Origin of the sequence: Yimella lutea (genome assembly GCF_006715095.1) — a bacterium.
Classification (GTDB): Bacteria; Actinomycetota; Actinomycetes; order Actinomycetales; family Dermatophilaceae; genus Yimella; species Yimella lutea.
Genome location: NZ_VFMO01000001.1, coordinates 3,063,092 through 3,086,997, shown reverse-complemented (window position 1 = coordinate 3,086,997; position 23,906 = coordinate 3,063,092). Strand labels below are relative to the sequence as shown.

General features: G+C 67.0%; 20 protein-coding genes. 13 read left to right on the top strand and 7 right to left on the bottom strand.

Annotated features, from left to right (window positions below):
- Positions 1 to 76: 76 nt before the first annotated feature.
- From FB459_RS14855 to FB459_RS14835, 5 genes are read left to right on the top strand one after another with little or no spacing between them, the layout of a single operon-like run.
- Positions 77 to 415 (top strand): DUF3499 domain-containing protein, encoded by a 339-nt coding sequence (locus FB459_RS14855; RefSeq protein ID WP_129625796.1) that lies wholly within the window; start codon positions 77 to 79, stop codon positions 413 to 415.
- Between the two features lie 24 nt (positions 416 to 439).
- Positions 440 to 1,111: an MOSC domain-containing protein gene (locus FB459_RS14850; protein WP_170221956.1), complete on the top strand. Its 672-nt coding sequence runs from the start codon at positions 440 to 442 to the stop codon at positions 1,109 to 1,111.
- Positions 1,112 to 1,121: 10 nt separating this feature from the next.
- Positions 1,122 to 2,543 (top strand): phosphomannomutase/phosphoglucomutase, encoded by a 1,422-nt coding sequence (locus tag FB459_RS14845; protein ID WP_141929044.1) that lies wholly within the window; start codon positions 1,122 to 1,124, stop codon positions 2,541 to 2,543.
- Between the two features lie 16 nt (positions 2,544 to 2,559).
- Complete coding sequence (locus FB459_RS14840) at positions 2,560 to 2,766, top strand: Trm112 family protein (RefSeq protein WP_141929043.1); 207 nt, start codon at positions 2,560 to 2,562, stop codon at positions 2,764 to 2,766.
- Between the two features lie 46 nt (positions 2,767 to 2,812).
- Positions 2,813 to 3,988, top strand: coding sequence for an SIS domain-containing protein (locus tag FB459_RS14835; RefSeq protein WP_141929042.1), 1,176 nt, complete (start codon positions 2,813 to 2,815; stop codon positions 3,986 to 3,988).
- Positions 3,989 to 4,063: 75 nt separating this feature from the next.
- On the opposite strand, the gene FB459_RS14830 is transcribed toward FB459_RS14835, so the two are convergent.
- Positions 4,064 to 5,140 (bottom strand): DUF2330 domain-containing protein, encoded by a 1,077-nt coding sequence (locus FB459_RS14830; protein ID WP_129625792.1) that lies wholly within the window; start codon positions 5,138 to 5,140, stop codon positions 4,064 to 4,066.
- A 57-nt stretch (positions 5,141 to 5,197) separates the two neighbouring features.
- Here FB459_RS14830 and FB459_RS14825 point away from each other — a divergent pair, with 57 nt between their 5' ends.
- From FB459_RS14825 to FB459_RS14800, 6 genes are read left to right on the top strand one after another with little or no spacing between them, the layout of a single operon-like run.
- Positions 5,198 to 6,004, top strand: a complete 807-nt coding sequence (locus FB459_RS14825; protein ID WP_141929562.1) for a tryptophan 2,3-dioxygenase — start codon at positions 5,198 to 5,200, stop codon at positions 6,002 to 6,004.
- Positions 6,005 to 6,027: 23 nt separating this feature from the next.
- The gene (gene kynU, locus FB459_RS14820; protein ID WP_141929561.1) at positions 6,028 to 7,233 is read left to right on the top strand and encodes a kynureninase; all 1,206 of its coding nucleotides are present in this window, start codon (positions 6,028 to 6,030) and stop codon (positions 7,231 to 7,233) included.
- A 57-nt stretch (positions 7,234 to 7,290) separates the two neighbouring features.
- On the top strand, positions 7,291 to 9,867 hold the full coding sequence (locus FB459_RS17935; protein WP_141929041.1) for an AMP-binding protein: 2,577 nt from the start codon (positions 7,291 to 7,293) through the stop codon (positions 9,865 to 9,867).
- Positions 9,864 to 10,901, top strand: a complete 1,038-nt coding sequence (locus tag FB459_RS17930; RefSeq protein ID WP_275578382.1) for an iron ABC transporter substrate-binding protein — start codon at positions 9,864 to 9,866, stop codon at positions 10,899 to 10,901. Before FB459_RS17935 ends, FB459_RS17930 begins: the two co-directional genes overlap by 4 nt.
- On the top strand, positions 10,885 to 12,435 hold the full coding sequence (locus tag FB459_RS14805) for an ABC transporter permease (protein ID WP_141929039.1): 1,551 nt from the start codon (positions 10,885 to 10,887) through the stop codon (positions 12,433 to 12,435). The genes FB459_RS17930 and FB459_RS14805 overlap by 17 nt, the downstream gene beginning before the upstream one ends.
- The gene (locus tag FB459_RS14800) at positions 12,432 to 13,469 is read left to right on the top strand and encodes an ABC transporter ATP-binding protein (protein ID WP_141929038.1); all 1,038 of its coding nucleotides are present in this window, start codon (positions 12,432 to 12,434) and stop codon (positions 13,467 to 13,469) included. The genes FB459_RS14805 and FB459_RS14800 overlap by 4 nt, the downstream gene beginning before the upstream one ends.
- 3 nt (positions 13,470 to 13,472) lie before the next feature.
- On the opposite strand, the gene FB459_RS14795 is transcribed toward FB459_RS14800, so the two are convergent.
- Together FB459_RS14795 and FB459_RS14790 are read right to left on the bottom strand one after the other, a co-directional pair.
- Positions 13,473 to 14,969, bottom strand: a complete 1,497-nt coding sequence (locus FB459_RS14795) for a GAF domain-containing sensor histidine kinase (protein ID WP_141929037.1) — start codon at positions 14,967 to 14,969, stop codon at positions 13,473 to 13,475.
- 10 nt (positions 14,970 to 14,979) lie between these two features.
- On the bottom strand, positions 14,980 to 15,354 hold the full coding sequence (locus FB459_RS14790) for a pyridoxamine 5'-phosphate oxidase family protein (RefSeq protein WP_141929036.1): 375 nt from the start codon (positions 15,352 to 15,354) through the stop codon (positions 14,980 to 14,982).
- A gap of 76 nt (positions 15,355 to 15,430) precedes the next feature.
- On the opposite strand from FB459_RS14790, the gene FB459_RS14785 reads away from it, so the two are divergent.
- Entirely contained in the window at positions 15,431 to 16,120 is a 690-nt protein-coding gene (locus FB459_RS14785; protein WP_211345206.1) for a response regulator, read from the top strand.
- Here the strand turns inward: FB459_RS14785 and FB459_RS14780 are convergent.
- The 4 genes from FB459_RS14780 to FB459_RS14765 all read right to left on the bottom strand — a co-directional run bounded on the left by FB459_RS14780 (position 16,091) and on the right by FB459_RS14765 (position 19,976).
- A complete protein-coding gene (locus tag FB459_RS14780; protein ID WP_239702844.1) occupies positions 16,091 to 16,681 on the bottom strand; it encodes a DUF6596 domain-containing protein in 591 nt (196 codons plus the stop codon). The two genes, FB459_RS14785 and FB459_RS14780, sit on opposite strands and share 30 nt — an antisense overlap.
- Positions 16,682 to 16,770: 89 nt before the next feature.
- The gene (locus tag FB459_RS14775) at positions 16,771 to 17,124 is read right to left on the bottom strand and encodes a YciI family protein (RefSeq protein WP_141929034.1); all 354 of its coding nucleotides are present in this window, start codon (positions 17,122 to 17,124) and stop codon (positions 16,771 to 16,773) included.
- A gap of 165 nt (positions 17,125 to 17,289) precedes the next feature.
- Positions 17,290 to 18,693: an MFS transporter gene (locus FB459_RS14770; RefSeq protein ID WP_141929033.1), complete on the bottom strand. Its 1,404-nt coding sequence runs from the start codon at positions 18,691 to 18,693 to the stop codon at positions 17,290 to 17,292.
- Complete coding sequence (locus FB459_RS14765) at positions 18,690 to 19,976, bottom strand: MFS transporter (RefSeq protein ID WP_246092470.1); 1,287 nt, start codon at positions 19,974 to 19,976, stop codon at positions 18,690 to 18,692. Before FB459_RS14765 ends, FB459_RS14770 begins: the two co-directional genes overlap by 4 nt.
- 239 nt (positions 19,977 to 20,215) lie before the next feature.
- Between FB459_RS14765 and FB459_RS14760 the strand changes: the two genes are divergently transcribed.
- A complete protein-coding gene (locus FB459_RS14760) occupies positions 20,216 to 23,896 on the top strand; it encodes a nitrate reductase subunit alpha (RefSeq protein ID WP_141929031.1) in 3,681 nt (1,226 codons plus the stop codon).
- Positions 23,897 to 23,906 lie beyond the last annotated feature (10 nt).

The window sequence follows — 23,906 nt, the reverse complement described above, 5'->3', positions numbered from 1 at the left end:
GCGTTCGGCGCGGCACACACAGCATGTCCGTCGACGGGCCTAGAGTCGTCGCCGTGATGAAGACGGGTGCGCCGCGATGCTGAAGCGACAGTGCTGCCGGGCCGGTTGCGGCCAGGGCGCCGTGGCCACCCTCACGTATGTGCACCGCGACCAGACGGTGGTTCTCGGACCGCTCGCAACCTACGCGGAGCCGCACGCGTACGACCTGTGCGCGAACCACGCGTCCCGCCTGACTGCGCCCCGTGGCTGGGACGTCGTGCGCCTGCCGATCGACTACAGCGAACCCGCGCCCAGCCAGGACGACCTGCTCGCGCTCGCCGATGCCGTGCGTGCCGCGGGCACCCCGCAGCCCGCACCCGTCGAGGTGCAGCAGCCCGACGAGGCACCGCGACTGCGGGTCGTCCGCTCCCGCTGACCTGCCCGCCGCTAGCGTGGAGCAGTGACTTCCGCGCGCATCCTGTCGACGAACGTCGCCTCGCCCCCGCTTGCCCGTAAGGGTCGACGGTCCACGGGGATCGTGAAGCTGCCACACGAATCGATCGAGGTGTTCGCGCCCGGCCCTGACTACGGGGACGGCTCCGGTGTCGTGGGCGATCTCGTCGGCAATCGCAAGCATCACGGTGGAGCGCAGAAGGCCGTGTATGCCTACGCGCGTGAGGAACTTGACCACTGGGGCCGTGAACTGGGCAAGGAGTTCCCGGATGGATGGTTCGGGGAGAACCTCACCACGACCGGTATCGACCTGGAGCGGGTGCTGATCAACCAGCGACTGCGGATCGGCTCCGCACTGTTGGAGGTGTCGATTCCGCGCAGCCCGTGCCGTACCTTCGCCGACCACCTCGGAGTGCGCGGTTGGGTGAAGCGATTCACGACGCACGGACGCTGCGGGGTCTACCTGCGTGTGGTCGAGCCGGGCACCGTTCGTCCAGGTGACCCCATCGAACTGATCGGTCGACCCGACCACGAGGTCGACATGAAGATCGCCTTCGCCGCCGCGATGGGCGACGACGACGCCTGCGAACTCGTGGTGCGAGCCGGGTGCCTGCCGCCGATGTACCACCAGCGACACGTCGAGCGACTGGCCGCGCGCCCCGTCTCCAGTGACCACTAGGCTTCGCCGGGTGAGTCGAGTGGATCTGTCCGAATTCATCAAGGCGTACGACGTTCGCGGCCTCGTGCCCGAACAGCTCAGCGAGTCGGTGGCGCGAGCGCTCGGCTCGGCGTTCGCGCAAGTTGTCGTGTTGCCGGCCGAGGAGACCGCGGTCGTGATCGGACACGACATGCGTCCGAGTTCACCGGGTCTGTCGCGCGCGTTCGCCGAAGGTGTGGTTGCGCACGGTGTCGACGTGACGCTCATCGGACTGTGTTCGACCGACGGTCTGTACTACGCCTCCGGCGCTCTCGACGTGCCGGGCGCGATGTTCACTGCGAGCCACAACCCGGCCGAGTACAACGGCATCAAACTGTGCCGTGCAGGTGCCCGTCCGGTCGGACAGGACAGCGGCCTCGCCGAGATCCGCGACCTGGCGCAGTGGACGCTGGACCGGGGTGATCTACACCAGCTGTCGGGTGCCGCGCGCACCGGCACGATCACCGAACGCGACCTGCTGGACGACTACGCGCAGTTCCTGCGCCACCTGGTGGACTTGCGGGACGGCCGGCCGCTGAAGGTGGTCATCGACACCGGCAACGGCATGGGCGGCCACACCGTCCCGGCGGTCCTCGGTGATGGTGAGCTGCCACTGGAGATCGTGCCGTTGTACTTCGAACTCGATGGCACATTCCCCAACCACGAGGCCAACCCGTTGGAGCCGGAGAACCTGCGTGACCTGCAGGCAGCGGTCCGCGAACACGAAGCCGACATCGGCCTGGCCTTCGACGGGGACGCCGACCGTTGTTTCGTCGTCGACGAGAACGGAGACCCGGTCAGCCCGTCCGCGGTGACGGCGCTGGTGGCGACACGGGAGATCGCCAAAGCCGTTGCGGACGGGTCGGATCCGTCCGATGTTGCGATCGTCTACAACGTGATCTCGTCGCGCGCGGTGCCGGAGATCGTAGAGGCCACCGGTGCCCGCACCGTGCGCACCCGCGTCGGCCATTCCTTCATCAAGGCGCAGATGGCCGAGCACGATGCAGTGTTCGGTGGCGAGCACTCGGCGCACTACTACTTCCGTGACTTCTGGTTCGCCGACACCGGCATGCTGGCCGCCATGCACGTGCTGGCCGCGCTCGGTGAGCAGGACGAGCCGTTGTCGCAGCTGATCGCGCAGTTCGCCAAGTACCCGGCGTCGGGGGAGATCAACTCCAAGGTGACCGACCAGGCCGCTGCGACCGCTCGCGTCCGCGAGTGGGCTGCCGAGCAGGGTGAGGTCACCGAGGACGAGCTCGACGGACTCACCATCACCCATGAAGGCGCGCCGATGTGGTGGCTGAATGTCCGCTCGAGCAACACCGAACCGTTGCTTCGCCTGAACGTCGAGGCCGCCGACGATGAAACAATGACACGAGTGCGTGACGCTGCGCTGGCAGCGATCCGTTCCTGACCCCGAGGAGAAGCTGATGACTGCACAGATCGACGGCTGGCTGCGCGAGATCCTGCGCTGCCCTGTCTGCACCGGTGAGTTGATCGACGGCACCGCACCCGACGGCGCTGCGGAACTGCAGTGCGCCGGCGACTGCGAGCAGCCGGGGCAGCGCCGCGGTTACCCGATCGAGAACGGCATCCCGGTGATGCTCGCCGACGAGGCACGAGTCTTCACCGTCTGAGTCTTCGTCCGGCCGGCCGAAGGACACCGCGCACCGAGGAGGGTTCATGCCCGAGCTGCAGGAATCGTGGGTCGATGACCCGGACGAACTGGCGTTGCGTGATTCGCGCGACACACTCCGGGCACTCGCCTCGGCCGGCGCACAGGTGCGCGAGAGCATCACTCTGTCGCAGGAAGCCGGCATCGAGCGCATCGGTGATGGCACCCGTCCGCGCTCGGTGCTGGTGGCCGCTGTCGGTGGCACGAAGGTCGTCGGCGATGTGCTGCGGGTGCTGGCCGAAGCCGGTTCGCCGGTGCCTGTCGCGAGCCGCAGCAACGTTCCTCTCCCCGGATGGGTCGGACCGCTCGACATGGTGATCGCGGTGTCGTTGTCCGGACGTGCTCCGGGTCCGCTCGGGCTCGCCATCGAAGCTGCTCGGCGCGGTGCGTCACTGTTGACCGTGGGTGCGGAGGATTCACCGCTGGCAGACGTCACCCGTCAGGCCAGGGGAGTTCACGTCGGAGTCGGACGTGGGAGGTCTTCCAGCCGGACCGCGCTCTGGTCGTTGCTCACCCCAGTACTGCTGGGTGCCCATCAGCTCGGGATCGCCGATGCGTCAACTGACGCGCTGACCGAGGCGTCGACGGCGCTCGATCAGAAGGCGGAGGAGTGCCGTCCGTCGTCCGAGTCGTTCGTGAATCCGGCGAAATTGGCCGCCGCGACGCTTGCTCCGACGGTGCCGATGATCCTGGGTGACGGCGCGTTGACCGGCGTGGCTGCGGTTCGGGCGGCCGGCATGCTGGCCCGGACGGCTCGCGTGCCTGCGTCGTACGGCTCACTTCCCGATGCCGCGTCCGAAGTCGTGGCGTGCTTCGACGGACCGTTCACCGCCGGCGGTGGGAACGGCACTTCGGCCGGCCGCGAGGCCGACATCTTCGCCGACCCGTTCCTGGACGGGCCGGCCCAACCCCGGCTGGGCCTGTTGATGCTTCGGGACGTCGCGAGCGAGAACCCGGATTCACTGCGTCAGGTCGCGCTCGCCGACGCGGTCAAGGCAGAAGCTGATGCGGCCGGATGCAAGATCGTCGAACTCGTTGCGGCGCAAGGACATCCGATTGCGCGCCTCGCCGGGCACCTGGCGATGGTCGACTACATCGCGACCTACCTTGCCATCGGCACCGGTATCGACCCGTCGATCTCGCCGCACGTCGCCGACCTGCGCGACCGCACCCGCGGCTTCTGAGCGACGAAGGATCGTCCCCACTTTCGCTGGTTGAGCCCTGCGCCCGAGGTACGAGGGCGCAGTCGTCTGCGCTGCTCAAGCAGCGGAACGCGTCCGGCGCCGCCGGTCGACCAGCACCACGGTGCCGACCATCATCGCGACGAGCGCGAACACCACGAACGTGAACTGCGCCGGCGTGAAGACGTACTTGTCGTTGTAGGCCACGGGGATGTGCTCGGCGTCCGTCGCCGCGCGACCGAAGGTGAAGTCGCTGACGATCTGCTTGTGCGGAGCATCGAAGCCCTGTTCGAGCACAGTCAGGTAGGGCGCCTTCGCCACTGCATCCCGGATGGGTGCCGTCACGGTGCCACGGCGCTTGCGCATGTCAGCAGCGAACCTCGTCTCCACCGAGGTGGAGCGAGCGGAAGAGTCGGTGCGCTGCACACGGCGGTCACTCAGCACATACGTCGTCACGACCGGGTCGATCGTCGCTGCCTGCGACAGCAGCATCGGGTAGACGAACTGCTTGTCGGCGTAACTCATCGTCACCGGCGGAATGCCTCCGTCGAGTTTCCTGCCGGCCGAGGTCAACTGCATCGCCACGAACGCCCAACCCTTCGCGACGTACTGGTCGAGGATGTGCTGAACAGCCGGACGCACCGTGTAGCCGCGAGTGCTCAACCATTGCCTCAGCGATGCCGGGTCGCCGGCCTTGAGCGTCGTTGCACGCAACGGACCGAGATCGATGCTGGACAGCTCCTGGACGCCGCTGCCTGCGGGAGCACCGTCTCGAGTCGCTGCACCGGACACCCCTGTGTCGCCGTCACTGCCGATGAGGTGCCAACGGTCCTTGCGGATGGGGCGGGTGGCTCGATCGAGGGCGAGGAAAGTGTCGTTGTCCGCGAGTGAGACCGTCGCCGGTGCCGGCGTGGGCACCACCAGACCGGCATCGCCGACCTCGGAGCGCACCAGCAGACTCATCGTCACGTCCGTGCGGCCACCCGAATGCACCACCAATGCCTTCTCGGTCGGCACGGTCAGGCTCGATCCCTCGCGCACGAACATCCCGCCGCACGCGCAAGCGTCCGCCGTCGGGAGTGCGAAGAGGCCGGTCACCGTCGTGAGCACGGCAGCCAGCACCAGGCGAAGCACCTGCCTCGTGGTGAATCTCATCTCAGCCCCCGTAGTCTCGCTCTCGTGACCCACGATGTGACCCACGACTCATCCGGAATGTCGTACGGCGATTACCTCGACCTCGACACCCTTCTGGACGCCCAGCACACCCGCGCCGTTCCGCCGCAGCACGATGAGCTGCTGTTCATCATTCAGCATCAGACCAGCGAACTCTGGTTCAAACTCGTCATCCACGAACTGCGCTCGGCACGCGAACTGATCGCCGCCGACCAGTTGGCGCCGGCATTGAAACGACTGGCCAGGGTCAAGCACATCCAGGCGACGCTGAGCCAGCAGTGGACCGTCCTGGCGACGCTCACGCCGAGCGAATACGCCCAGTTCAGAAGGTTTCTTGCGACCTCGAGCGGTTTCCAGTCGCTGCAGTACCGCATCGTCGAGTTCATGCTCGGCAACAAGAACCCCGACATGGTCAAGGTCTTCGAAGGGCGCACGAACGCCATCGCCGAACTCGAGCGCGAACTGCACGAACCCAGCCTCTACGACGTCTTCCTGCAACTACTCGCTCGCCGCGGGTTGCCGGTGCCGCCCGAACTGCTCGACCGCGACTGGTCGCGGCCCTATCCGGCCTCGGAGGAACTCGTCGACGTGATCGCGAGCATCTACCGCAAGCTCGACGAGTACTGGGACATCTACGAAACCTGCGAGGAACTCGTCGACCTGGAGGACAACTTCCAGCTGTGGCGATTCCGCCACCTGAAGACCGTCGAACGGATCATCGGCATGGGACGCGGCACCGGAGGCAGCGCAGGCGTCCCCTTCCTGCGCCGCGCCCTCGAGCAGACCTTCTTCCCCGAGCTCTACGCCGTGCGTGGGCGCATCGCCGAAGGGACGATCGGTTCGTGATCGACGAACTCGTGCGCCGGGCGATGGACCTCGACCTCGACGACCCGTTACAGCACTTCCTGGACGATTTCGTCCCGGCGAAGCAGGGTCGCCTGGCCGCCTACCTCGACGGCAACTCGCTGGGCCGCCCGACGAAGGCCGCCCAGTCGGCACTGGCCGAACTGGTGACCGATGCCTGGGGGAGCGAGTTGATCCGCGGCTGGACCGACGGCGACGACCCCTGGATGCAGTGGCCCGAGCAGACCGGCGACCTCATCGCCGATGCCTGTCTCGGAGCCGCTGACGGACAGACCGTCGTGGCCGACTCGACCACCGTCATGCTCTACAAGCTTGCGCGAGCTGCCGTCGACGCGGCCCCGGACGGACGCGACGAGATCGTCCTCGACACCGACAACTTCCCGACCGATCGCTATGTGCTGGAGGGGATTTCACGCGAACGTGGCTTCAACCTTCGGTGGATCGATGCCGACCCCGACACCGGCGTCACGCCCGATCAGATCGCCGCAGTGGTGGGGGAGCGCACCGCGCTCGTCGTGCTCAGTCACGTCGCCTACCGCTCCGCATGGCTGGCCGACATGCCGGCGATCACGAAGATCGTCCACGACGCCGGCGCCCTGGTGCTGTGGGATCTGTGCCACTCGGTCGGGGTCGTTCCCATGCAACTGGACGAGTGGGGTGTCGACCTCGCGGTTGGCTGCACCTACAAGTACCTCAACGGTGGCCCCGGCGCGCCGGCCTTCGGTTACGTCGCGCGGCGCCACCAGGGCAACCTGCGTCAGCCGATCCATGGCTGGATGGGACGAGCCGAACCGTTCGAGATGGCGCCCGGTTACGTGCCCGCCGGTGGTATCCGGTCGCTGGTGAGCGGCACTCCGCCGATCGTCGGCATGGTGCCGGTGCGAGCCGGTGTGCAGATGGTGCAGCGTGCGAAGGTCGAGGCGATCCGAGAGAAGTCCGTCGCGTTGACCGAGTTCGCGATAGAGGTGCACGATGCGTGGCTCGCCCCGCTGGGTGTGCGACTGGCGTCGCCTCGCGATGCTAAGCGGCGAGGGGGGCACATCACGTTGTGCCGCAACGACTTCCGGGAGGTCTATCGGCAGCTGTGGGACGACGGTGTGATCCCCGACTTCCGTGCTCCCGACGGCATTCGGATCGGCCTGGCGCCACTGACGACCCGGTTCACCGATGTCACCACGAGCATGGAGCTCATTCGCGGTTCACTGGGCTGAGAGTCGACCGTCTCGGCCGATTCGGAGTCTGCACTTAGTGCAGACTAACCTTACGCCGTGCTGCTGGAACCGGCGTTCGCCTCGCCGCGCCTTGCTGCGTTCGCGAGCTCGACGCGGACGCAGCTCGACGCCTGCGCGATCACGGCCAACGGACGCGACATCAGCCGCGCGGAATTGACCGAACTTGTGCACACGCGGGCGGCGCTGTTGCCCGACCGCCTCGACGGCCGCTGTCTGGTCCACATCCCGTTCGAGCGCACGCTCGAGGCGGTCGTGTCCTATCTCGCCGTGCTGGAAGCCGGTCACGTCGCCCTGGTTCTTTCACCGGCTCCCAACGACGAGGTGCTGCAGGCCTACTCACCCGACTTTCGGCACCGCGACGACGCCTTCGAGCGGGTGTCCTACGACGGGCGACCCACCCATCTGCTGCACGACGATCTCGCCGTGCTGACCAGCACGTCGGGCAGCACCGGATCGCCGAAACTGGTGCGTCTGTCGCACGACAACCTGCGCGCGAACGCTGCCGGTATCGCCGAAGCGCTCGGTCTCACGCCGCAGGATCGGGGCATCACCGCCCTGCCGCTGTTTTATTGCTACGGGCTGTCGGTGCTGCACTCACACCTGATGGCGGGCGCGTCCATCGTGCTGCACGACGGATCGTCGATCGACGACGAGTTCTGGGACCTCGTTCGCCGCGAGCGCGTCAGCAACGTCCCGCTGGTGCCGCACTCGGCCCAGTGGATGCTCGAGCACGACGTGCTCGACGCAGCCTTCCCCGACCTGCGGATGCTCACCCAGGCCGGCGGACGATTGGCGCCCGAGTCGGTGACCCGGCTCGCCGGCTCAGGATCCCGCCAGGGCATCGATCTGCGCGTGATGTACGGACAGACCGAGGCCACAGCCCGGATCGCCATCGCACCCGCCGGGGCCGCATCGACGCACCCCGACACCGTCGGAGTCGCCATCCGAGGCACCCAGGTGCGGCTGGATCACACTGTGCCGGAGGCGAATTCGGACGGCGTCGGCGAACTCGTCGTCACCGGAGACAGTGTGATGCTCGGCTACGCCGAACATGCGGACGATCTCGCACTCGGGCGCATGCAGCACGAACTGCGCACCGGCGATCTCGCACGCATCGACGACGACGGCGTCATCCGGATCGTCGGCCGACGCAGTGGTTTCGTGAAGCTGATGGGTCTGCGGGTCGATCTCGGACGGGTCGAGCGCCTGCTCGGCGACGCCGGGTACGAAGCCGTCGTCGGCGGAGACGACACCGGCCTGCGCATCGCGGTGGCACCGCGGCTGCGGGAACTGCGCCAGGCCGCCAAGGTCCGCCGGGCGGCAGCCGTCGCGAGCGGGGTCGGCCCCGCCGTCATCGACGTCGCGGTCACGCCGATTCCACTGCTCGACAACGGCAAGGTCGACCGAATCGGCGCGGACGCACTCGTGCGCGCCGCCACCCGCGACGAGTGCTCGCAGACCCGTCGGGCGGTCGACGGCGCCGGTACGGGTGCGACGGTGTCCATGGTCGCCGCGACGATCGGCGACGTGCTTGCGCTCGACGCCGTCGACCCCGACAAGTCGTTCGTCGAACACGGGGGCGACTCACTGACCCACGTCCCGGCGACCGCGCGTCTCACCGCATTGGTCGGGGATCTACCGCGCGACTGGCACCGGCGACCCGTCCGCGAACTCGCGACGGCAACCGCCCAACGACGAAGCACCATCGAGACCTCGGTCGTCGTCCGCGCCATCGCCGTGGTGATGATCTGTGCCTCTCACACCCAGGTGGTCGACCTCGCCGGCGGAGCGCACATCCTGCTCGCGCTCGCCGGCTGGAGCGCCGCCCGCTTCGGGCTGGCGCTGCCCGACACCGGACGCCGATGGCGCGCCACCCTACGATCGGTGATCGGCATCGGCGTCCCGACGGCCTGTGCCGCGTTCATCGGCATGGTGCTCACCGAACGCTACGGCTGGCCGAACGTGTTCATGCTCAACTGGCTGTTCGGCAGTACCAGCGACTCCCGGGTGGAATTGTGGTTCATCGACGCCCTCGTGTTGAGTCTGCTCGTGCTCACCGCACTCGTCGCGATCCCGGCGGTCGCGAGGGCACGGGATCGCGACCCTTGGCGTCTGTACTTGCTGATCGCCGCTCTCGCCCTGGTGCCCCGGTTCGTCACGCAGGCCGTCACCGATCGCCCCATCGACGGACTGCCGTACACCGTGTTCTGGATCGTCGCCACCGGCGCGGCGCTCGCGCACGCCGACGACGTCGTCCGCAAGCTGGTCACGATCGCGGTCGTGGTGGCAGGCATCGCCACGTTGTTCCCCGACCCGCGCCGCAGCCTGATGGTCGTCGCCGGCGTGACGGTGATTGCGTTCGTGCCGGAACTGCGCGTGCCAGTACGGATGATCGCGCCGATCGTGCTGCTCGCCTCGGCATCGCTGTACATCTACATCTTCCAGTTCCAGCTGTTCCAGGCCGTCCCGGACACCGGGATCGGGACCGTCACTGCGATCATCAAGACGCTCACCGGCCTGGCCGGTGGTTGCCTCATCTGGTGGCTCGCCGACCCAGCCGTTCGCCGGCTGCGCAATCGGCTTCCCGCCCAACCCGATCGGAAGGATCACTGACCGTGCAACCGAACCTGCGTCGACGCACCTTCATCGCGGGCCTCACGGCCGCCGCACTCACCCTGACCGCCTGTGGTGGCAGTGACGACGAGTTCAAGGCCGACCCCGACGCGCTGGTGATCTACTCCTCGCAGCACGAGAACGTCACCCAGGCGTGGGCTGAGGCCTTCACCGAGGCGACCGGGGTCAAAACCCAGGTCCGCCCCGGCAAGGACTCCTCGATGGGGCAGCAGATCGTCGAGGAGGGCGCCAAATCGCCCGCCGACGTCTTCCTCACCGAGAACAGCCCGGCGATGACCGTGGTGTCCCGCGCGAACCTCCTCGCGCCCGTCGAAGCGGCGACGCTCGCCCAGCTGCCCCAAGGTTTCGCGCCGTCCAGCAAGGACTGGACCGCGATCGCCGCGCGCTCGACCGTCCTGGTCTACAACCCGTCCAAGATCAAGGAATCGGCGCTGCCGAAGTCGATGATGGATCTGCAGCAGCCGCAGTGGAAGGACAAATGGGGCGGCGCACCGGGCGGCGCCGACTTCCAGGCGATCGTCGCCGGGATGCTGGCGATGAAGGGGAAGCCCGCGACGCAGGCGTGGCTGAAGGCGCTGAAGGCGAACGCGAAGATCTATCAGAACAATGTCGCCACCATGAAGGCCGTCAACGCCGGCGAGGTGCCGGTCGGGATCATGTACCACTACTACTGGTACCGCGACCAGGCGAAGACCAAGGAGGGCAGCAAGAACACCAAGCTGCACTACTTCAAGGGCGAGGACCCGGGCGCCTTCGTCAGCCTCTCCGCCGGTGGCGTGCTGAAGAGCTCGAAGAAGGCGGACAAGGCGCAGCAGTTCCTGAAGTTCATCACCGGGCTGCAGGGGCAGCAGGTGCTGACCGACAGCAAGTCGATGGAGTACGCCGTGGGCAAGGACGCCAAGTCCGACCCGGCGTTGCCCGCGCTCAACTCGCTGCAGGCGCCGAAGGTCGACCCCTTCAACCTCAACTCCGACATCGTGATCCAGATGATGACGGATGCGGGCATCCTCTAGAAGCCCCCTCGTCACGCTGCTCGCTGCCCTCGTTGCGGCGTCCATCGTGCTGCCGCTGATCGTCATCGCGGTGCAGGCGTTCTCGCTCGGCTGGGACGCCGCCGTCGAGTTCCTGGTGCGTCCTCGCATCGGTGAACTGCTGCAGCACACCGGCCTGCTGATGGTCGTGACCGTGCCGGCCGCCGTCCTGATCGGAGTCGGCGCCGCATGGCTGGTGGAACGTACCGACCTGCCGGCCGCCGGGATGTGGCGGACGTTGCTGCTCGCCCCCCTGGCTGTCCCGGCGTTCGTGAGTGCGTACGCCTGGGTCTCGGTGCGCCCGCAACTGAGCGGGTTCACCGGAGCCGCGCTGGTCACGACCTTCGCCTACTTCCCGTTCGTCTTCCTGCCTGTCGCAGCGCTGCTTCGCGTGCTCGACGGGGCCGACGAGAACATCGCCCGATCGCTCGGGCTGAACCGCAGGCAGGCCGTGCTGCGCACCGTGCTGCCGCGCCTGCGTCCGGCCATCTGCGGCGGAGCACTCATCGTCGCGCTGCACCTGCTCGCCGAGTACGGCGTGCTGGAGATGATGCGCTACCAAACCTTCACCACCGCGATCCTGCAGCAGTACGCGATCGGGTTCAGCGACGCACAGGGAAGTCTGCTGGCCGCTGTCCTGCTGCTGCTGTGCGTTGTCGTCCTGACACTCGAGGTGGTGCTGCGCGGACGCGCACGCGTGGCTCGTGTGGGTGGCGGAGCGCCTGAACGTCCGCAGCGAGTCCCGCTGGGGCTGTGGAAGATTCCCTCGCTCTTGGCCCTGTCCGCGGTCGTCGCGGTGTCCGTCGTCGTCCCCGTCGTGCTGGTCGCCCGCTGGATGCTCACCGCGATCGGCAGGAACGCCGTCGACGTGCCGGCGCTGCTGCGGGTCACCGGCACGAGCCTCGGCCTGGCGGTCGCCGGCGGGCTCCTCGCGGTGCTCGCCGCGCTGCCGGGGGCCTGGTTGCTCAGTCGCCGCCGTGATCTGACCGCCATGAGCCTGGAGCGGATCACGTTCGTCGCGTCCGCATTGCCCGGAGTCGTGGTGGCGCTGGCGCTGGTGACGCTCAGTGTTCGCTGGGCCGACTGGCTCTACCAGTCGGTCGCGCTGCTGGTGCTTGCTTACGTGATTCTGTTCGTGCCACGGGCGATGGTCACGCTGCGTGCCGGGCTCGCGGCGGCGCCACCGGAACTGTCGGAGGCATCCCGTTCGCTCGGTGTCGGCGGTGCCGGGACGTTCGCGCGCGTGGTCTTTCCGCTGGCGCTGCCGTCCTTTCTGACCGGGTTCGTACTGGTGGCGCTCGCGGTGTCCACCGAACTGACTGCGACCCTGCTGCTGGCTCCCACCGGCACGCGGACACTTGCTCTGGCCTTCTGGGGTGCGAGTGACGAACTAGACTACGTGGCCGCGGCGCCTTACGCGGTCATGATGATCGCGCTGTCCGTGCCGATGACGCTGCTGCTGCGACGGCAACTGCGCCGCACGAGCAGCCGTGTGAGCCCGAAGGAGATGGCGTGAGCGACGTCGAGGTGCGAGGTCTGCGCACCGGCTACGGTTCGACGCCGGTGCTGCACGACATCGACCTGCTGGTTCGTTCCGGCACCACGACCGCCGTGCTCGGCGACTCCGGCAGCGGAAAGTCGACCCTGCTGAAGGCGATCGCCGGCTTCCTCGTACCGCTGGCCGGGTCGGTCCTCATCGACGGCCAGGTGGCCGCCGACGGCAAGACGTTCGTCGCACCGGAAAAGCGTGGTATCGGCTATGTGCGCCAGGACGGCGGACTCTTCCCCCACCTGTCGGTTGCCGGAAACATCGCCTTCGGACTACCGTTCCCGCGCCGTAAGCACCGTGGACGCGTCCTGGAACTGCTCGAAATCGTAGGTCTGCCAACCGAACTCGCAGACCGTCGTCCGGATCAGCTGTCGGGTGGACAGCAGCAACGGGTCGCGCTGGCGCGCGCGCTGGCACTCTCGCCCACGGTGGTGCTGCTCGATGAACCCTTCTCCGCGCTCGACACCGCGCTGCGGGAAGCAACCCGCGAAGCCACCGCGCAGGCGCTGCGCGAGACCGGCGCGACTGCACTGCTGGTGACCCACGACCAGCCGGAGGCGCTGTCGTTCGCCGACGAGGTCGCCGTGCTGCGCGATGGACGCTTCCGCCAGGTCGCGCCACCGCGCACCGTCTACGGCTCGCCGGTCGATCCCCACGTCGCCACCTTCCTCGGCGAGGCGATGATCCTGCCGGGCACCCCGTCGCAGGGGAAGGTGCACTGCCGGCTCGGCGATCTGACGGTCGCCGGATTCATGCCCTCCGGCGCCTGTGAGGTCATGGTGCGTCCCGAGCAGGTGCAGGTGTCACCGGCCGGCACCGGGGCGGTGGACGCCGTCGTCGAGTCGTGTGTCTACTACGGCCACGATGCGTTGATGAACCTACGCATCGGGGACAGCGACACGGTCAAGGCTCGAGTGGTCGGTGCCGACTCGATGGAGCCGGGCGAGCACGTTGCGCTGACGGTCCGGGGTCCGGTGCGGGTCTTCGCGGCCCAGGACTGAACCTCAGCCCGTCGGTGCCTGCCAGTCGACGCGGGTACCGCCTTCGGGGCGGGGTTCCACCTTGCAACTGCCGCCACGGGCAACGGCGCGGTCGCGGATGTTCGCCAGGCCGCTGCGCCTGGACACCGTCTGGTCGATGCCGACTCCGTTGTCCTGCACAGTGATTCGCACACCTGATGGGTCGACACCGATGCGTGCGGTCGTGACGTCGGCGTGAGCATGCCTTGCCACGTTGGCGAAGCACTCACGCAGCACGGTGAGAATGTCGGCGGCGAGTTCGTCGGACAGACATGAGATATCGCCGTGCAGTTCGATCTGCGCGGTGTGTCCCATCGCGGTCGCGCTGTCGTTCGCCAACGCATTCAGCTGGGCGGGAAGGGTCAGGGCTACCGGTCCGGTCTGCAGCTCGAAGATCGTGCGGCGGATCTGTTTGATCGTCTCGTCCAGGTCGTCGACCACCCGGTTGATGCGTGGCTGAGCGGCAGCCGGAAGCGAACCCAGCGTGGCCTGCACCGACAGACCGGTGGCGAACAGGCGTTGGATCACCACGTCGTGCAGGTCGCGGGCGATACGGTCGCGGTCCTCGAGCACCGCCAGTCGCTCCAGTTCGGCACGCCGACGGCCGAGCAACCAGGCTCCGGCGACGCGATCGGCCAGCGAACGTCCTTGTTCGACGATCGGGTCGCGCACGGTGTCCTTGCCGCCCCGCCAGGCCAGTTCCATCGCGCACAGACGTTCGCCACCCGCCTCGATCACCAGTAATAGTCCGGTGTCGCGGGCCGGGATGAGTCCCCAGGCGCTCAACTCGTCGTCGGTCAGCAGGCGGGTCGACTCGTCGGGTGCGTCACGCAGGCGTACCAGGTCTGCGCCGACGACCGACCGGAGATGCTGGCTCAGTCGTTGCCAGACGTCCGGCGTCCAGCCCTCCTTTTCGATGATGTCGACTGCGTCCACTCCCGCCTGCAGCCACCGTTCCCGCGCGGTGGCTGCCTGGAACAGCTGTGCGTTGTCGATCGCGATCGATGCCGCCGCCGCAAGGGACTGGGTGATCGCGAGATCCTCGTCGGAGAACTCGTTCGCTGCGATCTTCTCGGTCAGATAGAGGTTGCCGAACACCTTGCCGCGACCCTGTACCGGAACACCGAGGAAGCTTTCCATGTGTTTGTGCGCGGCAGGCATGCCCACCGACACGGGGTGGTCGGTCATCTTCGCCATCCGGATGGGACGCGGGTCGTCGATCAGCAGACGCAGGATTCCCCGGCCGTGCGGAGTCTCCCGGATCGGGCACTTCGACGCGTCGACACCGTGGAAGATGAGCCCGTGCAACTCGCCTGCGGTGTCGACGATTCCGAGCGCGCCGTAGCGGGCTCCGACGAGTTCACATGCGGTGCGGACAATGTTGTCGAGGACGCTCTCGAGCTCGAGTTCCCCGGTGACCTGGGCGACCGCGTCCAGAACCCGCCGGATCGGATCAGCGGTGGGCAGCAACCGTTCGGGCATGCGTCCGACCCTAGGCGGTGCCCACCGTGGTGCCCTTCACCGGTGGGCCGAGGTGAAGCTCGGTGAGAGTGATGATCGTCGGGAAAAGGCACACTGAACAAGGGGATTCAGGCGCGAGGACGCCGGTCACCACCACGCTGCACCCGCCGCCGTCCGTTCTCACGTCGTCGACCTGAAAGGCGACCACGTCGCCGGACTCTGCGGCGCGGGCGAGTGTCTGGTCGTCGCTGCGCAGCAAGATGCGGTCGTCGTCGGTTTCACAACGCACGACCAGGACGACCGGGAGAGCGCCGCGCGACAACGCGACGCGGCCGAGACCGACGGTGTTGATGAGCGTGTCGATCAACGACCGGCTCTGCGCGGGCAGGATCGTCTGCTGAGCCATGACGCAAGTGTTGTGAGTCACGGTGGAGATCTCCAGGGACCAAGGTCCCGAGGAGGGCCTGGCAGAATGCGGGAGCGTGAGCACCTTGACGAACACTCCCGTGAAGATCTACCTGGTCGACGACCACGAGATCGTCCGCCGGGGGTTGGCCGAGGTGCTGTCGCAGGACGGCCGCTGCGAGGTCATCGGCGACTCCGGTTCCGCCGTCGAAGCCATTGCGCGGATCCCCGCCCTGCGCCCGGACGTCGCGGTGCTCGACGGCCGCCTGGGTGACGGCTCGGGAATGGACGTCTGCCGCGAGGTGCGCTCGATCGACCCGCACATCCATTGCGTCATCCTCACGTCCTACGACGACGACGAAGCGATGATGCAAGCCATCCTGGCGGGGGCTCAGGCGTACGTTCTCAAGCAGATCCGCGGCAACGAGCTCGTCGATGTCGTGCTGCGCGTGGCCGCAGGGGAGAACCTGCTGGACGACGGCGCCGCCCGCGAGGTGCGTGACCGGATCGCCGCGACCGACATCTCGCATCACCCGGCGCTGGAGAAACTCACCGAACAGGAACGCAGGGTGCTGCTGCTGGTCGCCGACGGGATGACGAACCGCCAGATCGCCGGCGAATTGTTCCTCGCCGAGAAGACGGTGAAGAACTACATCACCAGTATCCTGGCCAAACTCGGCCTCGGCTCCCGCACCCAGGCGGCCGTCCTCGTCGAGCGGTTACGCACCCACGCCTTATCAGCACCGAACGTCCGCAACTTGGCATAGGTGACCCGCGCGTCCTGCGGACAGTCGAGATCGAGTGTCCGCGGGACTGGTCAGCTGACCCGCGAGTTCTGCGGACCTTTCACTCCGCCGACTCGGCTCGTCTGCCTTCGAGGTGAGCGCGCTCGACAGGGTTGTCGCAGTGGGCGATTGCTTCGTCGTAGGCGGTCCGTGCCGAACGACCGGTGATGCGAGTGCCGGGTGATCGAGGAGACCGAGTCCCTCGGCGATCTCGTCGTGGTGCCAACGGCTCCGGTCCTGATCGGCGAGGAGGACGAGCGTGCCGTCCACGACACGAGCATCGCGTCGCGCGTGCTGCAGCAGCATCAACGCCAGCAACGCCTCGTCCATCCGCCGGCTATGGCGATGCTCGGTGTCCTCGGCCTGTCGAAGCAGTTCGTCCGACCGGCTGCGGGCAGTGTTCTCGGCCCGAAGCGCATCGATCAGGCGACGGCTCGCGACGGTCATCAACCAACCGGTCGGGTTGGTCGGACGGCCGTCTCGTGGCCACGTCCGCACTGCCGCCTCGCAGGCGTCCGCCAACGCGTCCGCGGCGAGGTCCACTCGCCCAGTGCGTCGCACCAGCAGCGCGGTCAGGCGCCCCCAGTCGCAGCGCACTGCCTCGGCGAGTGCGTCGGCGGCGTCTGCATCGTTCACACCGGGTCGACCACCGGCGCGACCTGGATGTCGTAGGCGGGCAACAGACGCAGCAGCTCGAACAGTGTGTCGAGATCGGGACTCTCGACGAGGTAGAAACCGCCCATCCCCTCGATCGCTTCCGCGTAGGGACCGTCGGTGATCGAGACCTGACCGGCACGCGAGCGCATCACCTTCGCATCTCCAGGCGCGCCCAGTGCCTCGCCGGCGAGGATCTGGACGCCGCTGCGCTGGGCGCACGCGGCGTCGAATGCGCCGAACTTCTCTATCGAGGCGGTTTGTTGCTGTGGCGACTGCTCGTTCCAGGGGATCTCTTCGCCGTCGCCCATCAGCAACACCAGGTACTTCATGTCGAGCTCCTCTCGGTGGGTGAGTCTCGCGCGATTCGCGATCTCGACACCATGTCGTGCGGAGACGTCCGAAATCGACAACACACTGAAAACTTCTTTCCGAGCACGACGCTGTCACACAAGAACAACTGCAGGCCGCGAGTTCGAATCGACGGGGACCGAGCGTCAGCTCTTCTTGGGAGCTCCCGGACGTGCGTAGCGCCACCAGGTGATGGCGATGCACATGACCGCCCAGGCGACACCCAGCCAGTAGAAGGCCGGGCCACCCATCGTGGTGATGCCGATACCGAACAGGAACGGACCGAACGCCGCGATGGCAGCCGTCCAGCCGATCACACCGCCGGCCTGGCGCCGCTCGAAGATCATCGGCATCTGTTTGAAGGTGGATGCGTTGCCGATGCCGGAGAAGAAGAAGATCGCGAGCATCCCGAACAGGAACTGGTTGAAGCCCGAGTCCAGGGCTGCAGCGGACGAGGTGTCCGGCGTCAGGCTCGGGATCGTGTAGATGATCGAGGCGACCAGTCCGATGCCGGAGATGAGCGACCAGATCGCTCCGCCCATGCGGTCGGTGAGCGGCGAGAACAGCACGCGAGCACCGGCACCGATGAGCGGGCCGAGGAAGACGAACTTCACCGGGTCGGGCAGCGTGTACCCCTCGACCAAAACCCTTGCGGCAGCACCGGATCCGCTGACGATCTCGCTGTTACCGGTGCCGTACAAGTCGGCCATGAGCAGACCGAACTGCGCGGACAGGCCGGCGAACGTGCCGAAGGTCATGATGTAAAGCAACGTCATCCACCAGGTGTCCTGGTTCTTGAAGATGTCGAACTGCTGCTTGACGTTCGCATGGATCGGCACCGACTTCAGCATCGTCCAGGCCAGGATCGCGCCGATTATCATCAGCGGGATCCAGACGAACGCGGCGTTCTGATACCAGACCTGCTGACTGGCCTTGCCCGGCGACTTCATCATCTGGCTGCCGCCGAAGATGGCCAGGCCGCTCATCGCGATCAGGTACGGCGTGGTCAGCTGGACGATCGAGACGCCGAAGTTGCCCAGGCCCGCCTGCAGGCCGAGCGCGGTGCCCTGCTTGGACTTGGGAAAGAAGAACGAGGTGCTCGGCATGAAGCCGGAGAAGGCGCCTCCACCGATACCGGCGAGGAAGGCCAGCACCATCAGCTCCCAGTACGGAGCGGTGGGGTTCTGGACGCGGACGCCCCAGCCGAGGGTCGAGGGTACCAGGAGCAGGGTGGTCAGCGACACCATCTTGCGGGTGCCCATGATGGGCGGCAGCACCATCCAGACCAGGCGCAGCAGACCGGCGGCGAGGCCGGGCATCGCGGCCATCCAGTACAGCTCGGACTTCGTCCAGCTGTACCCGAGGGCATTGAGCTTGGGGATGATCGCGCTGGGCAGGAACCAGGCGATGAACGCCAGGGTCAGGCAGAAGGTCGTGATCCACAGGGTGCGCCAGGCGAGGCCGGAGTCCCACTGCTCACTCTCGGGATCCCATTCCTCGAGCCACTCCTTGCCGCGGCGTTGCGGCGCGGGCGCGGTCGTACTGGTCATCGGTGTGCTCCAACTGTTTCGGGCCGCTCGATGCGGTCGGCGATTTCGGGGGAGTGCTCGCGGTGCATACGCAGGACGGTCAGGTGCATCCAGATCGCGCAGAGGGCCGTGAGCAGGAAGAGGACGAAGAAGGTGCTGGACGGGAAGCCGGACCACTGTTTGGTGTAGGCGAACAGCGGGGGCAGGACGAATCCGCCGAGACCACCGAACATGCCGACCAGGCCACCGACCGAACCGACGTTGTCGGGGAAGTACTCGGGAATGTGCTTGTAAACAGCGGCTTTTCCGATACCCATCGCGCAGCCGAGCAGGAACACCAGCACGGCGAACGGGGCGATGCCGAGGTTCCAGGCAAGGTGCTGACTGGTGTGTCCGTCCGGGTGCGCGATGACCAAGTGTCCGTTCGGCATCATCAGGATGCCGGTGGTCACCAGCATGACGCCGAAGGTGAGATACATGACCTTGCGGGCGCCGAGGCGGTCGGAGAACGCGCCGCCCACCGGACGTAACAAGGACGCCGGGAAGATGAAGGTGGCGGTCAGCAGAGCAGCGTCGTGCAGCGAGACGTCGAAGTTGTCGACGTAATACTTCGGCAACCAAGCCGACAACGCGACGTACGCACCGAACACCGCGGCGTAGTACAGGCTGAAGCGCCACACCCGCATCTGCTTCAGCGGCTCGAGCATCTCGCCGATCGGCTTGCCCGCGCCGGCCATCCGGTCCGTGCGGGGAGTCACGACCAGGATGAGGACGGCGACGGCCACGAGGGCGAAGGAGTAGATCACCGGGAACAGACGCCAACCGCCCTCGATGAAGCCGAAGTAGGTCGCGCCTGCCGTGGCGGTGAGTACGGTCGGGAAGACGACGAGCATCAGCTTGGTGACCGATGCGCCGACGTTGCCGGCACCGAAGACCCCCAGCGCGAAGCCCTGGCGTTCCTTCGGCGTCCACGCCGAGTTCCACGCGACGCCGACGCTGAACAGGTTGCCGGCGAAACCGACCAGGAAGGCCAGCATCAGCAACATGCCGTAGCTGTGTGCGTGCGCGACCAGGTAGCAGGGGATGGCCGTCAGCAGCAGCATCGCGATCGTGACGACGCGTCCACCGATGCGGTCGGTGAGCATCCCGGCGGGCAGGCGCCACAGCGAACCGTTCAGGACGGCTACCGCGCTGATCCAGGCCAGCTGCGGGTCGCTGAGCTTCAACTCCTTCTGGATCGGCACACCGAGGATGCCGAACATCAGCCACACCGCGAACATCAGCGTGAAGGCGATCGTGGACATCACCAGGACCCTGGTGGAACCCCGCGACGTGTCGGCCGGGGTGGTGCTGGATGCCGTAGCGGACATCGCGTGTGTGCTCCTTGAATCATGCGGGGCGCACGGTAGACAACCGTGCATCACACAAATTAGGAGGATGGACGCGTCCGCAATAGGGACGTTGGTCCTCTTCCGGACGGTTCTGTCCCTCCCTAGTGTCAAGGGAGTTGGGACAGCTGTGCCGAGTGTGAGGAATTGATCCGATGTCGATCGACGACCCGATGACCAATGCGCTGTTGCGCACGCGGCGTCATTTCGAACCGCAGAAGGTGTCGCCGGACCTGCGCACCCTCTATAAGGAGGGCGGCCGTTCGGGCGATGCGTTCTACCGCGACCGTTGGGCGCACGACAAGGTGGTCCGCTCGACCCATGGCGTGAACTGCACCGGGTCCTGTTCGTGGAAGGTGTACGTCAAGGACGGCATCATCACCTGGGAGGCGCAGCAGACCGACTACCCCAGCGCCGGGGCCGACAAGCCCGAGTACGAACCGCGCGGCTGCCCGCGTGGCGCTGCGTTCAGTTGGTACACCTACAGCCCGACCCGGGTGCGCTACCCGTACGTGCGCGGTGTGTTGCTGGAGATGTTCCGTGCGGCGAAGGCCGAGCACGGCGGCGACCCGGTGCTGGCCTGGGCCTCGATCGTCGAGGACCCGGAGAAGGCCCGCCGGTACAAGCGCGCTCGCGGCAAGGGCGGCCTGGTGCGGGCTACCTGGGAGGACGTCGTCGAGATCGTGGCGGCCGCCCACGTCCACACGGTCAAGCAGTACGGTCCCGACCGCATCGCCGGCTTCTCACCGATCCCGGCCATGTCGCCGGTGTCCTACACCTCCGGTGCTCGCTTCCTCGAACTCGTCGGCGCGCCCATGCTGTCGTTCTACGACTGGTACGCCGACCTGCCCAACGCCTCGCCGCAGATGTTCGGCGACCAGACCGACGTCCCCGAGTCCGGTGACTGGTGGGACGCGGGCTACCTGATCATGTGGGGCTCGAACGTTCCGCTGACCCGTACGCCCGACGCGCACTGGATGACCGAAGCCCGCTATCGCGGCCAGAAGGTCATCGCCGTCGCCCCCGACTACGCCGAGAACGTGAAGTTCGCGGACGAGTGGGTCACCGCCGCGCCCGGCACCGACGGGGCGCTCGCGATGGCGATGGGCCACGTCGTGCTCAAGGAGTTCTTCGTCGAGCAGCAGGTGCCGTTCTTCGAGGGGTACAACAAGCGCTTCACCGACCTGCCGAACCTGGTCGCCCTGACCCAGGGCCCGGACGGCGTGCTGCGGCCGGGCAAGTACCTGGTGGCAGGCGATGTCGAAGGCGGACCGAAGTCCGACTCCGAGAACGCAATGTGGAAAACCGCCGTATTCGACTCCAACACAGGAGAATTGGCAATCCCGAACGGATCCATCGGGGACCGTTACGGCGAGGAGGGTATGGGCAGGTGGAACCTCGAACTCGAGGGAATCGACCCGCTGCTCAGCGTCTACGAAACCCGTGACGACGCCGTCGAGGTCGAGCTTCCGCGCTTCGACGCCGGCGACGGAAAGGTCGCCTACGAGAGCCGGGGTGTCCCCGTCCGCCGCGTCGGCGAACGTCTGGTCACCACCGTCCTTGACCTCATGCTGGCGCAGTACGGCGTCGGACGTGAGGGCCTGCCGGGTTCGTGGCCGACCGGCTACGACGACCCGTCCGCACCGGCCACTCCGGCCTGGCAGCAGGAACACACCGGTGTGCCGGCGCAGCAGGTCGAGCGCCTGGCGCGCGAGTGGGCGCAGAACGCGATCGACACGGGCGGCCGCGGCATGATCCTGATGGGCGCAGGCGTGAATCACTGGTTCCACTCCGACCAGATCTACCGCGCGATGCTGGTGCTGACCACGATCACCGGTTGCCAAGGACGCAACGGCGGCGGCTGGGCGCACTACGTCGGCCAGGAGAAGATCCGACCGATCATGGGCTTCCAGCACATGGCGTTCGCGCTCGACTGGCACCGCCCGCCACGGCACATGAACCAGACCTCCTACTGGTACGTGCACACCAGCCAGTACCGCTACGACACCCACAACGCCGACGACCTGGACGCCGGCACCGGCATCTTCGCCGGCAAGGGAGTGATGGACCTGCTCGCGCAGTCGGCCCGCCTCGGCTGGAGTCCGAGCTACCCGACCTTCGACCGCAGCAGCCTCGACATCGCCGACCAGGCCGAGGCCGCCGGAATGGAGGTTCCTGCGTACGTCGCGTCCGAATTGAAATCCGGTGCAATGAAATTCGCGGTCGAAGACCCGGAGAACCCGGTCAACTACCCGCGCGTGCTGTCGTTGTGGCGCTCCAACCTGCTCGGCAGCTCGGCGAAGGGCAACGAGTACTTCCTGCGTCACCTGCTCGGCACCGACAGTGCCGCGACGGCGCTCGAGGCCTCGCCGGAGCACCGTCCGACGTCCGTCGAATGGGCCGACGAGGCGGGCGAGGGCAAGCTCGACCTGCTGATGACCATCGACTTCCGCATGACCAGCTCGACGATCCTGTCGGACGTCGTGCTGCCGGCGGCGACCTGGTACGAGAAGCACGACCTGTCGACCACCGACATGCACCCGTTCATCCATTCCTTCAACCCGGCGATCAACCCGCCGTGGCAGACGAAGTCGGACTGGGAGGCGTGGAAGGCTGTCGCGAAGAAGTTCAGCGAACTCGCCGTCGAGCACCTCGGCACGCGCAAGGACGTCATCGCCAAGCCGCTGTGGCACGACACCCCCGAGGCCATGGCCACCGTGCACGGTGAGGTGAAGGACTGGAAGTTGGGGGAGTGCGAGCCGATCCCGGGCAAGACGATGCCGGTCATCGCCGTCGCCGAACGTGACTACACCGCGGTCTACGACAAGATGACGACCATCGGCCCGTTGCTGGAGAAGGTCGGCATGCTCACCAAGGGCGTCGCCTACCAGGTCGGACGCGAGGTCGACATCCTGCGGCAGCGCAACGGGGTCGCGATGAGCGGCGCCGGCAAGGGACAGCCGAAGGTCGAGACCGACGTCCAGATGGCCGACGCCATGCTGCACCTCGCGGGCGTCTCCAACGGTCACCTGGCCACCCAGGGATTCAAGTTCCTGGAGAAACGCACCGGCACCCAGCTGGCCGACCTGTCGGCCGAGCACGAGGGCAAGCAGATCACCTTCGCCGACACCCAGGTCTCACCGGTTCCGGTGATCACCTCACCGGAGTGGTCCGGTTCGGAGTCCGGCGGACGCCGGTACAGCCCGTTCACCATCAACATCGAGCGCAAGAAGCCGTTCCACACCCTCACCGGGCGGCAACAGTTCTATGTCGACCACGACTGGTTCATCGGGATGGGCGAGGCGTTGCCGGTGTACCGGCCACCGCTGAACATGACCCAGTTGTTCGGTGAGGCACCGATCGGTGAGCAGAACGAACTCGGTGTCTCGGTGCGCTACCTCACGCCGCACAACAAGTGGTCGATCCACAGCGAGTACCAGGACAACCTGTTCATGCTGTCGCTGTCGCGCGGTGGCCAGTCGGTCTGGATGAGCGACCGCGACGCCGACAAGGTCGGCATCAAGGACAACGACTGGATTGAGATGGTCAACCGCAACGGTGTCGTGGCGGCGCGGGCGATCGTCAGCCACCGCATGCCCGAGGGCACGGTCTACATGCACCACGCACAGGACCGGCTCATCGACGTCCCGCTCACCGAGCGTGACCGCAAGCGCGGCGGAATCCACAACAGCCTCACCCGAATTCTGTTGAAGCCCAACCACATGGTCGGTGGCTACGCCCAGCTGGCCTACTTCTTCAACTACATCGGGCCGATTGGGAACAACCGTGACGAGGTCACGATGATCCGCAAGCGCACCACCCCCGTCGAGTACTGAGCCAGCGCGA

Coding starts and splice junctions, on each gene's coding strand:
- FB459_RS14855 (WP_129625796.1), top strand. CDS start 77: ATGCTGAAGCGACAGTGCTGCCGGGCCGGTTGCGGCCAGGGCGCCGTG.
- FB459_RS14840 (WP_141929043.1), top strand. CDS start 2,560: ATGACTGCACAGATCGACGGCTGGCTGCGCGAGATCCTGCGCTGCCCT.
- FB459_RS14835 (WP_141929042.1), top strand. CDS start 2,813: ATGCCCGAGCTGCAGGAATCGTGGGTCGATGACCCGGACGAACTGGCG.
- FB459_RS14830 (WP_129625792.1), bottom strand. CDS start 5,140: ATGAGATTCACCACGAGGCAGGTGCTTCGCCTGGTGCTGGCTGCCGTG.
- FB459_RS14825 (WP_141929562.1), top strand. CDS start 5,198: ATGTCGTACGGCGATTACCTCGACCTCGACACCCTTCTGGACGCCCAG.
- kynU (WP_141929561.1), top strand. CDS start 6,028: ATGGACCTCGACCTCGACGACCCGTTACAGCACTTCCTGGACGATTTC.
- FB459_RS14805 (WP_141929039.1), top strand. CDS start 10,885: ATGCGGGCATCCTCTAGAAGCCCCCTCGTCACGCTGCTCGCTGCCCTC.
- FB459_RS14795 (WP_141929037.1), bottom strand. CDS start 14,969: ATGCCCGAACGGTTGCTGCCCACCGCTGATCCGATCCGGCGGGTTCTG.
- FB459_RS14790 (WP_141929036.1), bottom strand. CDS start 15,354: ATGGCTCAGCAGACGATCCTGCCCGCGCAGAGCCGGTCGTTGATCGAC.
- FB459_RS14775 (WP_141929034.1), bottom strand. CDS start 17,124: ATGAAGTACCTGGTGTTGCTGATGGGCGACGGCGAAGAGATCCCCTGG.
- FB459_RS14770 (WP_141929033.1), bottom strand. CDS start 18,693: ATGACCAGTACGACCGCGCCCGCGCCGCAACGCCGCGGCAAGGAGTGG.
- FB459_RS14765 (WP_246092470.1), bottom strand. CDS start 19,976: ATGTCCACGATCGCCTTCACGCTGATGTTCGCGGTGTGGCTGATGTTC.
- FB459_RS14760 (WP_141929031.1), top strand. CDS start 20,216: ATGTCGATCGACGACCCGATGACCAATGCGCTGTTGCGCACGCGGCGT.